The sequence below is a fragment of the Maribacter sp. TH_r10 genome (assembly GCF_033101095.1).
Classification (GTDB): Bacteria; Bacteroidota; Bacteroidia; order Flavobacteriales; family Flavobacteriaceae; genus Maribacter_A; species Maribacter_A luteus.
In genome coordinates this window covers 1-14,908 of sequence record NZ_JAWMPY010000007.1, presented here as the reverse complement: position 1 = coordinate 14,908, position 14,908 = coordinate 1, and the positions used below count along the sequence as shown (strand labels likewise).

11 protein-coding genes are annotated in these 14,908 nt (G+C 40.8%); 3 read left to right on the top strand and 8 right to left on the bottom strand.

What is annotated here, in order from left to right:
- Positions 1 to 103: 103 nt before the first annotated feature.
- The 5 genes from R3X28_RS14975 to R3X28_RS14955 form a co-directional block, all read right to left on the bottom strand.
- Positions 104 to 865, bottom strand: a complete 762-nt coding sequence (locus R3X28_RS14975) for a hypothetical protein (RefSeq protein WP_317665372.1) — start codon at positions 863 to 865, stop codon at positions 104 to 106.
- Between the two features lie 7 nt (positions 866 to 872).
- The gene (locus R3X28_RS14970; protein ID WP_317665370.1) at positions 873 to 2,219 is read right to left on the bottom strand and encodes an undecaprenyl-phosphate glucose phosphotransferase; all 1,347 of its coding nucleotides are present in this window, start codon (positions 2,217 to 2,219) and stop codon (positions 873 to 875) included.
- Positions 2,220 to 2,440: 221 nt separating this feature from the next.
- Positions 2,441 to 3,523: a GDP-L-fucose synthase gene (locus tag R3X28_RS14965; protein ID WP_317665368.1), complete on the bottom strand. Its 1,083-nt coding sequence runs from the start codon at positions 3,521 to 3,523 to the stop codon at positions 2,441 to 2,443.
- Positions 3,524 to 3,614: 91 nt separating this feature from the next.
- Positions 3,615 to 4,727, bottom strand: a complete 1,113-nt coding sequence (gene gmd / locus R3X28_RS14960; protein WP_317665366.1) for a GDP-mannose 4,6-dehydratase — start codon at positions 4,725 to 4,727, stop codon at positions 3,615 to 3,617.
- A 629-nt stretch (positions 4,728 to 5,356) separates the two neighbouring features.
- Positions 5,357 to 5,830, bottom strand: a complete 474-nt coding sequence (locus tag R3X28_RS14955) for a UpxY family transcription antiterminator (RefSeq protein WP_317665364.1) — start codon at positions 5,828 to 5,830, stop codon at positions 5,357 to 5,359.
- A 354-nt stretch (positions 5,831 to 6,184) separates the two neighbouring features.
- Here R3X28_RS14955 and R3X28_RS14950 point away from each other — a divergent pair, with 354 nt between their 5' ends.
- From R3X28_RS14950 to R3X28_RS14940, 3 genes are all read left to right on the top strand, one after another.
- A complete protein-coding gene (locus tag R3X28_RS14950; protein WP_317665363.1) occupies positions 6,185 to 6,496 on the top strand; it encodes a hypothetical protein in 312 nt (103 codons plus the stop codon).
- Positions 6,497 to 6,602: 106 nt separating this feature from the next.
- A complete protein-coding gene (locus R3X28_RS14945) occupies positions 6,603 to 7,250 on the top strand; it encodes a vancomycin high temperature exclusion protein (protein ID WP_317665362.1) in 648 nt (215 codons plus the stop codon).
- 54 nt (positions 7,251 to 7,304) lie between these two features.
- Complete coding sequence (locus tag R3X28_RS14940; RefSeq protein WP_317665360.1) at positions 7,305 to 8,564, top strand: NRAMP family divalent metal transporter; 1,260 nt, start codon at positions 7,305 to 7,307, stop codon at positions 8,562 to 8,564.
- Between the two features lie 24 nt (positions 8,565 to 8,588).
- Here R3X28_RS14940 and R3X28_RS14935 read toward each other — a convergent pair whose 3' ends face one another.
- The 3 genes from R3X28_RS14935 to R3X28_RS14925 form a co-directional block, all read right to left on the bottom strand.
- On the bottom strand, positions 8,589 to 10,517 hold the full coding sequence (locus R3X28_RS14935) for an OmpA family protein (protein ID WP_317665358.1): 1,929 nt from the start codon (positions 10,515 to 10,517) through the stop codon (positions 8,589 to 8,591).
- A gap of 90 nt (positions 10,518 to 10,607) precedes the next feature.
- Positions 10,608 to 11,600, bottom strand: coding sequence for a type IX secretion system membrane protein PorP/SprF (locus R3X28_RS14930; protein ID WP_317665356.1), 993 nt, complete (start codon positions 11,598 to 11,600; stop codon positions 10,608 to 10,610).
- Between the two features lie 4 nt (positions 11,601 to 11,604).
- A partial coding sequence (locus R3X28_RS14925) for a Calx-beta domain-containing protein (protein ID WP_317665354.1) occupies positions 11,605 to 14,908 on the bottom strand: 3,304 nt, incomplete at its 5' end.

The following is a 14,908-nucleotide window of genomic DNA, read 5'->3' as shown; positions in this document are numbered from 1 at the left end:
TTAACCATGGCTCCAACATTCCACAGAACATAAATCACTCAACTTATCAGATTTTAAGCACAATTGACATTTAAACCGTTACCCCCGAATAGACCGTACTTTGCTATTTAGTGCATTTAAAGATCTTCGTCGCCTTATTGTTCTGCCAAATTTCTCCCGACACCCATTTTGTAAACCAGCGTGTCCATAGCTGGTCTTGTTGCCCAAGGGGAGTACGGATCAAACGATAAAAATACCACACCAAAAAACTTAACGATACCATTTCGCCCCCTTCTTCAATCACAGTCAACACAAAACCGATACGGCGATGCCCCTCAAAGAAGCTTTGTACCAGATCCACCCCTACTGCAAAAAACAGGAAAATTCCCAAGAGCACGAAGATATCCAAAAACGATTTGCGAGTACCTTCAGAAGCTGATTTATAATGCCATAGGCAAAGACCGAAAAAAAACACTACCATGGTCGCCGTATAGGCCAACAAACCTAAATTTGAAGCCTTTACCCCAAACAACGAATGTAAATGAAGCAGATGGACAAAAAGCCAACGGGCCTGGTTGTGCAATTGAAAAATATCGTCTACCAATAAAAACCCAAACAATACCAGTAGGGGTAAATAAGCGAATCGTTTTTTACGCCCCATAAGGTAGGTTATAATTCCTATTACCCCAATGTACTTTACATATTGGAAACCTTCGGGGAAACCAAAGCCTTTGGCATCCAATAAGAATAAATCATATGCCCCTCCCAAAACCCATTCGGTATAGACATGCCCAAGGATAAACAGGACATCCAACAGGAGTATTACCCGTAATAAAACACCGGAACTCTTAATCGTTTTTATATTTAGCCAAGGAATAATGTTCATTGTACCATCAATAGGCCTTTTCCTCGCCCCGTACGGCATTAAAAACGGTGTCGAATATAATTCTTAAATCCAATAGGATGGACCATTTTTCTAAATAAAAGATATCATAACGCACTCTGTTCACGATATCGGACTGCTCAACGATTTCCCCTCGATATCCTTTTATCTGTGCCAAACCGGTAATTCCCGGTTTTAGAAAATGGCGAACCAAATATTTATCCACGGATTTTTCGTATTGTTCGGTATGGAACTCCATATGTGGCCTAGGCCCCACTACACTCATATCACCTAGAAGAACGTTGAAAAATTGAGGCAGTTCATCGATACTTGTTTTTCGTAATATTCTACCCAGGCGGGTAATCCGCATATCATTTTTGGTAGCCATTTGCGTATCGCTCTCCTTACTTTGCGTCATGGATCGGAATTTATAACACCAAAAGCTTTGGCGATTGACCCCATGCCTTTTTTGCTTAAAGAACAATGGGCCTTTAGAATCCAATTTCAAAAGGATAAAAACCAAAGGGGTAAGCCAAGAAAGCACGAATACAATGACCAGACTTGAAAACAAAATATCAAAAATTCGTTTCAACATTGTTGCGTACTCCACCTCTAACGGGGATGCCCTTAAATTCAATACGGGTACGCTATCATAAAGCTCTATGGACATGGCCCTTGATATCAATTCCTTATTATCCGGGATGATCTTGATCCGTTTTAAACTGTTATCTGCTATCGACATCAATTGCCGCAACTCTTCCTTAGATAAGCGAGAAGCCATACAATATACCTCATCGATATCATTTTCGAAAATATACGTAAAGGCGGTTTTAATATCCCCCAAATACGTAGGGCTTTTAGATTTGTAATTATCGAAATACCCTAAATACCGGTACCCAAAGTTCGAATTATCGAAGACGTTCCTTATTTTTTTCAAATTCTTGTCCCTGCCGATTACGACAACCTTTACAGTGTTGTGCCCTTGGGAACGATACTTGTTCCTTGCCCAAAAGAAAAACAATCTATACAGCGTGAACAGCGTACATATGAACAAATAGATCATTGTTAAATAATCTATGTTATACGAATCATTCCCCACCAATGCGAATAAGGCAAAATAAGCAAAGGCATAAAAAAAGAAGAGACGAAGAAAATTATTAAGATGGGTCATAAAACCTTCCCGCCTTGCTGTAGGATAAAAATCCAACATATGGGTCACCATCACCCATGTCGTATTCAAATAGACAACACTGAAAACATTAAGATACACCTCAGGAATAAACATATACAACAAAAAATTTATCGTTGCGATATGAAAAACCAAAGAGATGGGAATAATGAAATAGGAATTTTTCATTTTCATATACTTAAAATATAATATTCAATGAACAATCGTCAGGGCAATTCTAAAAAAACCATAGTTAAAAAAGCAAGGGGTATTTTGCCGCTTATGGCAAACAATAGGAAAAGACAGTACGTTCCGATTATTTTACCACCCTTGACCCTTATTCCATATCAAAATTTAGACCAATACATGATTAGCAAGCTTTGCGCAATTGACGATCCGGTTCTATAATGTTACCGTGTATACCATTCGTAAACTTTCTTAACCCCCTCTTCCAAAGCAATGGTATGTTTCCATCCGAGACCGTGTAATTTTGAAGGGTCGGTCAATTTTTTCATGGTGCCATCCGGTTTATCGGTATTGAAAAAGAGCACCCCCTTGAACCCAATACTTTCCTTGATGACTTGGGCAAGGTCTTTTATGGCGATATCCTCCCCGGTTCCGATATTGATATGCGTATTTCGGATTTCCCGGGCACCCTGGGCATAGCAATCTTTAAAATCCCTGTTCTCCATAAGAAAAACACAGGCATCGGCCATATCCTCGCTCCAAAGGAATTCGCGCATGGGGTTCCCCGTACCCCAGATTTCGAGATGTACCGAATTACCTTTGCGCTGTATGCCGTATTTATCGAGTACACTGTATATATCATCGGTATCGGCAGAGCCATCAACACCTTCTATGGGCAATTGGTCCAAATCTTTGCGAATGGCCTCCCAATCGTTATTTTCCAAGGCCTTTCCCAAATGCATTTTACGGATCAATGCAGGTAACACATGGGATTTTTCCAAATCAAAATTATCATTGGGGCCGTACAAATTCGTGGGCATTACCGATATAAAATTGGTACCGTACTGTAAATTATAACTCTCGCACATCTTTATACCCGCTATCTTGGCAATGGCATAAGGCTCATTGGTATATTCCAAAACATCGGTCAAAAGATAATCCTCTTTCATGGGTTGCGGGCAGTTCTTTGGATAAATACAGGTGCTCCCCAAGAACATGAGTTTCTTAACCCCATGCACATAAGCTTGGTGGATCACATTGTTTTGGATCATTAGGTTCGCATATATAAAATCGCCCCTATAGGTATTATTGGCCACAATACCCCCTACCTTGGCCGCTGCCAAAAACACATACTCCGGTTTTTCCGAAGTAAATAAACTTGCTACGGCGGTGCTATCGGTAAGGTCCAACTCTTTATGGGTACGTGTTATAAAATTCGAATACCCCTTGGCCTCTAGGTTTTTCAGTATGGCACTACCTACCAAACCCCTGTGGCCCGCGATATAGATTTTAGCGTCTTTCTTCATTTTTATCTTTTAAACCGTTAAAGACTATAAAAAGCCTATGGCCGGTAGCCATAGGCCCAAACATTATTTGATGTGTTCCCTTAACGGGAATCTATTCGTAATAGTTGAAGGTCTCATACCCTCCTTTTTTCAAATGCTGGTCTTTTTGCATGAGTTTCACATCGCTCTCCATCATATCCTTTACAAGGGCCTGAAGATCGTATTCAGGAATCCAACCCAACTTGGTGTTTGCCTTGGTGGCGTCCCCGATCAACAAATCTACCTCGGTAGGCCTAAAGTATTTAGGATCTACGGCCAATACCTCTTTTCCTATTTCCAATTGGAATTCAGGATTGGAGCACGCTTTTACATAGCCTTTCTCATTTACGCCCTCACCCTTAAATTCCAAGTCAATACCTACTTCAGCAAAAGCCATTCGCACAAAATCCCGTACTGGGGTAGTCTTACCCGTAGCGATTACCCAATCTTCCGCTTCTTCGGCCTGAAGGATCATCCACATCATTCGCACGTAATCCTTGGCATGGCCCCAATCCCTTTTGGCATCCAAATTACCCAAATACAACTTGTCTTGTAGTCCCAAAGCGATACGGGCTGCTGCCCTTGTAATCTTTCGTGTTACGAAAGTTTCCCCTCGAATCGGCGATTCGTGATTGAACAAAATACCGTTACAGGCATACATACCATAAGCTTCCCTATAATTAACGGTAATCCAATAGGCATACATCTTGGCCACAGCGTAAGGACTACGGGGGTAAAAAGGTGTGGTTTCCGATTGTGGTACTTCCTGTACCTTACCATATAATTCCGATGTGGATGCTTGATAAATACGTGTTTTCTTTTCCAAGCCCAATAAACGAACGGCATCCAAAATACGAAGCGTACCCAAACCATCGGCATTACCGGTATACTCAGGAACCTCGAACGATACTTGAACATGGCTCATTGCGGCCAAGTTATAGATTTCATCGGGTTGGATTTCTTGTATCAACCTTATAAGGTTGGTACTATCGGTCATATCACCATAGTGCAATATAAAATTACGGTGCTCCACATGGGGATCTTGGTATAAATGATCTACACGATCCGTATTGAACAAGGAGGCCCTTCTTTTGAGACCATGGACCTCATAGCCTTTTTTCAATAAGAACTCACTCAAATAAGCTCCATCCTGTCCCGTCACTCCGGTGATAAATGCTACTTTCATACTAAATGTTGAATTATGTTAAAGGTTATTTTTTTATTTGCTTAAGACCCACTACACATTATGGGTTTACTAGAAAATTTTATATGATATAATTGACAAATCCAATGAGGGGGAACATCGATTTTTTGGCTCTGAAACTTGAGTAGCAAGAAGCGCTACGCATTGTCAGCCACATAACCCTGGCGACAATTATTCTCTAAACTATTAATAATGGGACACTTATGACAATCCCGAACATTCCCCAAAATATTAGTATCCATTACGGGAAATTTTCAATTGCCGAAAATAAGAGGCATATTCCTTTAACGCAATATTTTAATTGAAACTCCTCTAAGATTTACGAAGTACATAATTTTAGAAATAATTGAATGAACATATAGAAGATATGCCCTCTTAACTTTGAGATATAGCAAATAGGAAATTGACCATAAAAAAACAAAGTCATGATATAATGCTCCTTTTTTTCGACAAAATGCAGATGTCAATTTAAAAAATCTACTAAAGCTATTGATTTTAAGCCAACTCTCATATAATCAATAGCTTAGAATATATCTTTTTCGAATAGTACAAGACTGTTAATATCAAAAAACCATAACATCATTGTATATCTTGGAGATCAAATAATTGAACTAAACCACATCTCTAATCTTGGCATTAAGAACCATCCCCAAACCAGGTATAATCAAACGAATCCGTTTTTTCCCCACTTCATGAATAATCGCCTTATGGTCTTTTAAAATGCCATTTTTAAGGTACAGTTCATCCCCAGGAATCAATTTGGTCAATGTAATATTCTCGACGGCATCATCATTCAACCATTGCTCTATCGCCCGAATTTCCTCATCCTTAACAATAGCGGGCTTTCCAAGCCAAAATAAATAACGCACTACACCATGTACTCCAAAAACCATTTGCCGTTCCCTATCCTTAAGACGGACGAACACATATGATTTAAACAAAGGGCTCTCCACGGTTTTTTTTCGATCGCTCCATTTTCGAATCTCCTTAACCAAAGGACAGTATACCTCCACGCCCATTGTTCGTAGCGTTTCGGCCACTTTTTTCTCAGATTTGGGTTTTACGTATAAGACATACCAATTCATAGATGTTGCTGTAATTTTTGAATTTACAAGAATAACGCGGTAATTCCAAAATTATTCCAACACATCTACTATTTAAATGACCGGCCTATCCCATGACAGTAACAAATAGGATTCAAGTTCCTTGATTTCACCATATATCTGAGGATGTTACCACATCGTTTCTTTACAGAAAAACAAAATGCTAAGAGAGCCCGGCTTATTTGTGAACAAAAATGCGGCAATCACCCAAACTATTCTGATATAAAATTTTTTATTATTCAATATTTTGTAAGTATTTTCTTTGCTTTTCATCGGATTAATATACGATTCGTCGTTATTTTACGTTATTCAGTAACAATCCCAAATCCAATGCTTATGTTACTTACACTACATTCCAAAAAGGAAAAAAACACATTGCGTAAATATTGGCCAGTGACCCACCGCGCCCATACTTCCCGTATACAACGATTTTGGGCCAATCTCGGCGTTATATTCCGTGAAAACTTTGTGGCCGAATACCCTATGCCAGATACGAAAAAAAGTATGGCCCCATACCCATACCACCCTCAAATGGATATCGATAAAATAGCACAGAACCAACTGGCCTATTCCAAATTGCTGTCTGAAAGAATGAACGCGGCACACCGGACGAAAAAGAAAGATAAAATCGTTTTACTTCATCGATAAGACCTATCGACGATACTATAAACAAAAAAGTCCTGACAAAAGTCGGGACTTTTTTGTTTCATTTACTCCCCTAACTTTTCCTAATTAGCTACCTTTATACCACACTATGCGAAAAATATTCACAAAGGGATTGGCAAAGAAAATAGGCGGACTCTTCGCTATTGGTTTCTTACTTATCCTTACCTGTAATGCGGTAATTGAATCGGGGGCAAAGGGCAAAACCTATTCCGGGCTGACCGCTATTCCCAAAAATAAGGTAGGTCTGGTTCTTGGTACCGCAAAAAAACTTGTTGGGGGCCAACCCAACCCTTATTATTCAAATCGCATACATGCTACCGTTGAACTTTATAAGGCCAATAAAATCGAATTCGTATTGGTGAGCGGAGACAATGGAACGATTTACTACAACGAACCTTCAACCATAAAAAAAGACCTTGTCGCCGAAGGGATTCCTTCCGAACGTATATTTTTGGATTATGCAGGGTTTAGAACCCTCGATTCCATGGTACGGGCCAATGTGGTCTTTGGTTTGGACAATGTAACGGTAATCTCCCAGAAATTCCATAACGAACGCGCTATTTACATCGCCAACCAAAAGGGACTGAACGCTATAGGATACAACGCAGAGGATATTTCTAGAAAGCAAGGGTTAAAGGTTCAGCTACGGGAATACCTGGCCAGGGTAAAGGTCTTTATTGACCTACTTATGAAAACGGAACCTAAATTCTATGGAAATCCGATTGAAATCAAATAACACCTTAGAACAACTGGCGCAAAAAATGTATTTTGGTGTACTTTTCCTAGCCTTATGACCCAATTAAAACTACTTATCAAAAACCTTGGTCCCGGGCTTTTGTTCGCCGGAATGGCCATTGGAACTTCCCATTTGGTGTTATCTACCAAAGCGGGTGCCCAATATGGTTGGATTATGGTCATACCCATTATTCTAGCCAATATTTTTAAATATCCTTTCTTTGAATTCGGGGTACGTTATACCAATATCACCAATACATCCTTGATTGAAGGGTATCTAAAGCGAGGCAAGGTCTTCTTGTGGTTTTACGCCTTGATCACTTTCGTTTCCACGTTTACCATTCTCGCGGCATTATACACAGTTACCGCCGGACTTTTCATCAATCTATTTAAAATAACCGATATCCCCATTAGTATGGTGGCATTGGTATTGTTTTTATTCATATCGGGATTATTGATCATCGGCAGGTATCGTTTCTTGGAAATCTCACTTAAACTTGTAGTTTCCCTTTTGTTCATCGCCTTAATGGTAACGACCGTCCTAGTGATGTTAAATGGCAGGGTTACCCCGGTAGCGGGATTTGAACCTATCCCGATTTTCAATGAAGTAGGTATTTTATTTTTAATCGGTTTAATGGGATGGATGCCCACTACGGTTGAAGCTTCCAGTTGGGTGAGCTTATGGAGTATTGAAAAATGGAAAAGCGGCAAATTGAAACCTTCCCTAAAAGATTCCCTTTTAGAATTCAACATCGGTTATATCCTTACCGGGACATTGGCCATTTTCTTTATGATCATAGGTTGGTTCACCCTTTATGGTACCAATACGATATTAAGTGGTAATGCCGTGAGTTTTGCGGATCAAGTAGTTCAATTGTTCACTACCCATATAGGCGCCTGGGCCTATATCTTCATAGCAACGGCAGCTTTTGCGACCATGTTCAGTACTTGCATGAGCGCCCATGATGCCATTGCCCGGGTAAGTGTTGATATCATAGATCTCTTGGCACCGAAAGTGAACTTAAAGAACAAAAAATGGCCTTTTGCCCTACTTGTCATTCTCTTATCACTAATCAATTTGACCGTGGTATTGGGTTTTAGTTCCAATATGGGGAAGTTGGTTGCCTTAGCGACTTTTGTATCTTTCGTGGTAGCTCCCATCATCGGCTACATGAACCTTAAAAACGTAATGAGCGCTGAAATTCCGAAACAACTAAGACCTACAAAAGGATTACAGGTATTGACTTACGCTGGCATTCTTTTCCTTGCCCTTTTTTCGGTTTACTATTTTTGGATGGTCATTTTCCAAGATTAAACGAAAACCACTTTAAGCCTCTGTTTAAAGCTCACTGGCATTGGTGACTATGATAAGTGACCTATCATTCTGTTTGTGCAGAAAATCCAAGCAATACACTCCATCACTACATTTGTTGACCAATTTCTCCTCCCCATAACCCACACTCGATACGATATTGGAGTTATCAACACCCTTACCAATAAGATATGCATATATGGCGTCTGCCCGCTTTTGCGAAAGTTTTAAATTGGTGCTTTTGGCCCCTTTACTGTTCGTATAGGTTTCAATGGCCAATTTCATTTGAGGGAAACGTTGTACGGCAGCTACTACCTTATCAAGTTCGGCAGCTATCTCCATGGTAATATCCGCCTTGTTCCTTGCAAAATAGAACTTCTGTAATCTTAGGACTTCCTTACCTTCCGTCTCGGTCAAAAGATCATCAATCAACGAAAGTGCTATGTTTATATTTTTTCCTTCCATTTCAGAATAATGGCTTTCTGTGTATGTAGTCGAAAATATGGAATACCGCTCTTTTGTGGATTTTATGGTAACTTGATCTTCCCATGGAATTTCAATCCTAAACACACCTTTTTCATTAGTATACACCTCTTTCAACACCTCACCGGCCTTATTCAACATCTGTACCTGCGCCTTGTTTATTCCTTGATCGTATCTTAAATCAGTGACCACACCCTTCAAGGAAAGGGTCTTCATACCCAATTCTTCCGCGATCTTGAACCCATAAATATCATCATTGCCTTTCCCTCCTGGCCTATTGGAAGAAAAGTACCCCATTAGACCGCCAGAGCCATCTTCTTTGATAATAAGTCCAAAATCATCAGCTGGAGTATTGATACCTTTACCCAAATTAATGGGAATACCATATGTGCCATCTGCATACATATTGGCCTTATACATGTCCATCCCCCCCAATCCGTAGAAAACATCGGATGAAAAATATAAGCTATTATTAAAAATATAAGGTGCTATCTCGTTTCCGGGGGTATTGATGCTAGGGCCTAAATTGCGAGGTGCACTCACTATCTGCCCATTGTTCGTAAGCACATAATAAATATCGGTTCCCCCATACCCATCTTCAAAATTGGCAGCAAAATACAACCTTGTTGTTTTGGAATCATAAAATGGATAATAGAATGATATACTGAAATCCATCAACAAATAACGCACATCCCCCTCAGTATCGGCCATGGCAATAGCCAAAGCATTTTTTCCCTTATCATCAAAACGAAGTTCTCCTTCATATGTATTCGAAGTAACGAAAAAGAGCTTATCCAATTCCTCCGAATAATATGGAGTGGCCTCATGGAATTCGCTATTGGGTATACCGACAAAAGGATTTGCATTCAGAACATTGCCATCGGCACGCAACCTGCTGATATAAATATCCAAATAGGCCTCACCAGTAGGTTTATACACTTCTTTTGACTTTTTTCCCCTTGAGCTGCTGAACAACAACCTGTCTTTATAAAAACTAGGGGCGAAATCGGCTTGCGGACTATTGGCATTTATGTTGATGGCCTGAAACCCATCATTGTCACTCTCGCCGGAAGCCAATAAACTATAATTAAATTCGGCATTTTCTAGCAATTCATTTGCAAATACATCGCGTTTTGTGCTCAAAAAAGATTTAACCCTTTCCACATCGGAGGTCTTTGCCAAACTCTGTAGCATCATATTAAAACGAAGGGTAGATGCAATGGTATCTTTTTTGTTCACATCCAAATATATCCTGGACGCTTCTTTATAATTACCCACCTTATAATAGGAATCCGCAAGATTCAACAATTGATCGTTCTTCAAGGGTGCTTTTGACATTTCCCGTTGATACTCCGCAATTGCATTTTTATAGTCATAGCCATAAAACAATATATCTGCCTTCGACTTTTCTTCTTGGGCCATTAAATTGGCCAAGATCATAAAACTGAATACTAGTAAAGCCTTTGTTTTCATGTATTTCTTTTCAATATTTTTTCCCATCACAAACAACCATTGATGATTTCTTTTACAACCTTTGGCTATTAGGGTTTACCTCGAAACCAGTTAAAAGAATCGTGGACTGTCTATTTGTTTTGGTTGGCCCTTGGCTTTGTTGATCTTGGGTTGCCTGCTACGTGCCGCTCCTCCTCCAAGATAAAATTTAAGTATAACCTCATGCGAACCATTGTTATAATCTCCCCAGCCATTGGTACTGTAATCATATGAATAGCCTACGAACATACTATCAGAGACCTGGAAACCTGCCAAACCACTTACCGCATTATCTACCCTATAAGATGCGCCCAATGTCAACACATCATTGATCAAGAAGTTAGATGACACATTCACATTAACCGGTGCCCCTTGAAGGTAATTGACCATAAAGGCGGGTTTAAATTTCAATTTTTTCGACAGATCGAAAACATATCCGCCAATAAAATTGAATTGTACTTTATCCTCGACCAAAACAGCAACCTCATCACCATAAATACCATTGGTAAGAAAATTTGGAATGGAAATACCGGTATACCAATTGTCGGCATACAGAAATGCCCCTGCCCCAATAGTAGGGTAAAATTTATTTACGGTCTGTTCATTAACCAAGGGTTCATTTTCTATTTCGAAATCCCCTTTACTATAGTCCACATTCAAGAAAGAACCCCCTACATCCAATCCAAAGGAAAGTTTGGTTTCGTCGGATACACTTACTTGATACGAATAGGCAACATCTACGTATGTTTGGGTAGACGGACCTAATTGATCACTGACCACGTTAAAGCCCAGACCCGTCTTATCGTTAGAGAAAGGAACATTGACCCCGAAACGCAATGTCCTGGGTGCCCCATCAACATCCAGCCATTGTGCACGGTACATTCCCATGATTTCCGGCTTCTCTACCGTACCCACATAGGCCGGGTTAAAACTGCCGATATTGTACATATACTGGGTATATTGGGGTTCTTTTTGCCCATGTACGGTAAAGGATACGGTTAATGCCAATATAAAGACTAAACAGACTGTTTTAAAAGAAGAAATATGTGTTCTGTAGTTCATCATTGTATTATCTTATGATTTGGATCCATCCTTTTTTAACCTCGGACCCATCACCTAAATCCAAAACATAGAAGTAAGTGCCCTTTGGTAATTGTTCGTTCTTGCGTGTACCGTCCCATGTATTATCATAGCCTTTGGTGGCGAACACCTGATTGCCGTAGCGGTCATAGATTTCCAACGTATTATCGGCATATTCAGGATCGGTAATACAATTTATATACAGAAAATCATTGGTACCATCGCCATTGGGTGAAAACTGGTTGAACAAGAAACCACATTCATTATTACTACGTTCCCCTATTTCGACGGTTACGGTTGCCTCATTATTACCAGTCTCAATATCAAATGGGGAAACCGCTGCAATCGTTGCCGTGTTTTCAAAAGTACCTGCCGTAATGGCGTTGACCAAAATAACAAGGCTTATACTTTCACGAGCACCCAATTCTGGAATATCCCAAATTCCCGTAACCTCATCATACACCCCTCCACCACTTGCGATAAAATGGGAAACATATTCAAAACCAGTCGCATCTAGCATCTCACTTACCTGAATATCACTCGCAATTTCGTCGGAAACATTGTTTAGTGTAACGGTAAATGTCAATTGCTCATTAATCCTTAAGTATTCTAAATTTGTTGTTTTTAGGATTTCCAAGTCTACGGTAGCCTCACAGAATTCACTATCAGGGTTCGGTAAGCACGGGTTTGTATTTGCCGGATCCAATTGATCAACGACCCCATCCATATCGGTATCCAGAATATTGGAATCCAAGGCATCGATAATACCATCTTCATCCCCGTCTAAGGGATCCGCGGAATCATCACCTACTTCGGTGGCATCGTCAATACCATCACCATCGGTATCCACTAGATTCGGGTCCGTACCCAAAACTGACTCTACACCATCAAAAAGTCCGTCACCATCCGTATCCACATCACAATCATTTACCGTAATGGTCACTTCCGAACTTACGTTTTCACAAAATGGCGGGGTTGCATCATCGGTGGTATACGTAAACACATAACTACCTTCGGTCAAACCTTCAAAATCAATAATATTATCACTACCCAAGACTATGGAGTTGGAAGGGTCTGTGGTCACACTCCATGAACCACTACTTTGCCCCGTTATCAAATCATCCAAATCCCTAATTGACGTGCCATTGGCCGCTATGCTACATGCTGAGGAATTCGTAACCGTACCTGCCGAGGGCGTAGGGTAAATCGTTGCTATAACTTCCTCTCGTTCAGACACACAGCCATTGGCCTCTGCTTCTACAAAATAAGAAGAGGTACTAGATATATTTCTCGTGATACTTGGTCCTGTGGCAATAGGAGTTGTGGCGGTTGCACTATCATACCAAGTAAATGTCGGTGGCTGATCCGCATCCGGTGCCCCACTGGCCGAAAGGGTCACTTCCCCTGCTCCGCAACGTTCATCACCCAAAGTCTCGGCGATTACAGGAATAGGGTTCAAGGTTAATTCGACCTCTATGGTACCACTGGCGCAATCATTGGCGGCATCATAAAAGAAACCGAAATACGAACCATCGTTTGTTGGGTTATTTACCTCTGCAGGAGTCAAATGTGCGTTTTCGTTCAAAGGATCGGAAAGTAAACTCCATGTCAATACGGTACCTGCCGGAGCAGTAGAATCGGTATAATCATTCAGACTCATTAAAGAACCGTCATCATATGTTAACGTGCCACAGAATATGGTTTGCACCTCGGTATTTAAAATGGGTGCCGCAACGCAATTGTCGTCATCTTCAATGGTTGCAATCCCCCTATTATCAATTATAGGAACAAATAAACTGGATGAATTGGACAATTCAACAAAAAAGGTTTCCGTAGACTCTAAAACATCATCATCAATTAATGTAATATTTATCGTCCTTGTTTGATTATTCCCCGATCCAAAAGTCACACTTCCTGAGGTAGCCGTGTAATCATCCCCAGAAACTGCCGTATCATCAGCCGTTTGATAAGTAACCGTTGTGCCAAAAAACACATTGCCATTTAAGGTAATAGTAAATGTTGCCGTACCATCCTCCTCGTTCACAAAAATATCATCAATAACCAAACCTGCGGAATCATCATCGGTAAAGCTGCTTTCCCCCACATTATCTGCAGCAAGGGCTGCATTAGAACTAGGATTACTTAATGTAACACTTACATCCTCATCGGACTCGACTACTGTATCCCCATTGGTAGTTACGGAAATCGTCTGGGAAAGAATGGTCGTACCTGCAGGAAAAGTCAATGTACCGGTATCGCTATCTTCATTGCCTCCACTTATGGTATAATCCACTGTAATTGCTGCCCCAGGATCGGAAGCATCAATACTTACTGTAAAATTCAATATAGCAGTCCCGGTATCACCTTCGTTGACCGCTGCTGGGTCGTTAACACTAATTGTTGAAGTATCATCACTTGTAATTGTTACCGTGGCACTTGAAGGCGTACCAACAACATAACCCGTACCTGCGTCCAAGGTTAAGGTAACCGTCTCAGAACCTTCGACCAACGCATCGTCAACCGGATTTATCGTAACTGTACCTGTTTGCTGTCCATTGGCTATCGGCACACTCGAACCTATATTTGCGTAGTCCGTAATGTGGGTCGCCGAACCTGACCGGGTAAAGTCCACTGTTATAGCACTCCCTGTGGTATTGATAAATCCCAAATCGACCGTAAAGGTCCCATTATCCGTAGTGCCTGCTTCGGCAGCAGTATTGTCAGGTGCTGTAATAGTCGCCGTATAATTGTCATTGTCAGTGATGTTCACAGTAGCATTCGAAGGCGTACCTATCACATAACCCGTGCCCATATCCAAGGTCAAGGTAACTGTCTCAGAGCCTTCGACCAATGAATCGTCTACAGGATCTATGGTAACTGTACCTGTCCGCTGTCCGTTATCTATTGCTACACTCGTACCTATATTCGCATAATCCGTAATGTGGGTCGCCGAACCTGACCGGTTAAAATTCACCATTATGGCACTGCCTGTGGTGTTTATCTCCCCCAAATCTACCGTAAAGGTCCCATTATTGACCGTTCCTGCTTCCGTAGCAGTATTGGCAGTCGCTATAATCGTAGCTGTAAAATTATCATCATCGGTATTTGTAACCAATACATTTGTAACATCCCCTGCTCCCAATACATCGTACACCGTATCTGCGGAGGTGACATCCCCCGTGTTAATAGTATAAGCCTGTGGCCCATCCACTATTCCATCATTCACTCCCGTAACCGTTACATCCACTCCCGAAGCCCAGGACGATACCGGAATTGTCACACTTAAAGGAACA